We start from the raw sequence: 1,272 nt of genomic DNA, 5'->3' as shown, positions 1-1,272 counted from the left end.
GTCTCCCGCCTTCCTGGATCGGCAGCGTCTTGCGGTGGGCACTGGCCTCGGACGCCCGGCACCCCGGACCGGCGGCGCACGACGGATCCCAACCGCGCCCGCCGGACGCCGGGGCCGGCGGCCGTCACTGATGCCCTATCACGCCCGGACCGGGGCGGCGTAGTGCCGGACCGGGTGGGTGTCGGGCCGGTCACCGCTCGCCCGGCCAGGAGGGCGGCGCAGCGTCCGGCCGGCCGCGGGCGCCGGCTGCGGCCGGCTCGACCTGAGCACCCGGAGGACGGCTCGGCCGGACCCCGGTCCGGCTCCGGAGCCGGCCTCGCCGAGCCTTCGACCTGCTGTTCGCCGAGACGCAGAAGCGCCCAGGGAACGAGCCGGAGGACGCCGTGGACGTCACCGTGCTCGCCCTGCTCCACGGCGTCCGGCCGGAGCGCCGCTCTCGGGCCGATTCCCGTCGAGGCACGGATTCGTAAATCGCGGGCGGACTGTCAGTGCCGTGGTTCAGGATGACTGAATGCCATACGAACTTCAGGCGCTGATCGGCTCGGCGGAGCTGCTAGCGGTGGCCGCCGCCGAGGTGCCGGTCGCCCGTCTCGCCCCGCTGTCGCAGGGGCTGGCCCTGATCCCGGCCACCCCCGCGTTCCTGGCCGCACTCGGCTACCAAGTCGGCGGCGGCGAAGGCGCGTCGGGGGAAACGGCCGGGTTCGACTGGCTCCCGGACGGGTCCGGGCGGCGGCTCGCCGCCTGGTCCAAGGCCGGCCCGATCGCCTGCGTCGAGGCCTGCTTCTTCGGCGGCAGCGGCACCCAGCGCGCCGCCGTCTGGGCCGACGGCCGTCTCGCCCTCGGCCCTCTCACCAGCGCCGAGTTCGCGCCCTTCCCGCCCGAGGGCAGCCCGATCTCCCGCGCCCTGCGCCACCTCGGCGCCCGTGTGGAGTCCGCCCGGGCCGACGGGACCCGTGACGTCGACGAGTTCGAGGCCGTCGGCCTCCCGGCCCACCGCAGCACGGCCCGCTGGGCGGCCCTCGCCTGAACCGCCCCGGCCCTCCCCGGCTTCCCTCTCATCGTTCGGCGTACGTGCAGTGGCTGGGTCAACTGCCCTGACCCAACGTGTGAACCAGGGGTCGCACGGTGGAAGCGACACCTTGGCAGAAGCTCCTGGCGGCTGGCTCACGCGGCTGCACCGCCGAATGCGGTCTTCGCGCCGGTGATCGGCGGTCGGGGCACCGCGCAGGTCCCTCGTTGGAGGCGGCAAATGTCTCTGCCCGCACAATTATC

At 74.8% G+C, this 1,272-nt stretch carries 1 protein-coding gene; it reads left to right on the top strand.

The window, feature by feature from the left end:
* Positions 1–511: 511 nt before the first annotated feature.
* Positions 512–1,027, top strand: coding sequence for a hypothetical protein (locus tag MCM47_RS40990; RefSeq protein ID WP_238863764.1), 516 nt, complete (start codon positions 512–514; stop codon positions 1,025–1,027).
* Positions 1,028–1,272: the final 245 nt, after the last annotated feature.

This window comes from Kitasatospora sp. A2-31 (assembly GCF_022288725.1).
Lineage (GTDB): Bacteria > Actinomycetota > Actinomycetes > Streptomycetales > Streptomycetaceae > Kitasatospora.
This window is presented reverse-complemented; position numbering and strand designations above follow the sequence as displayed.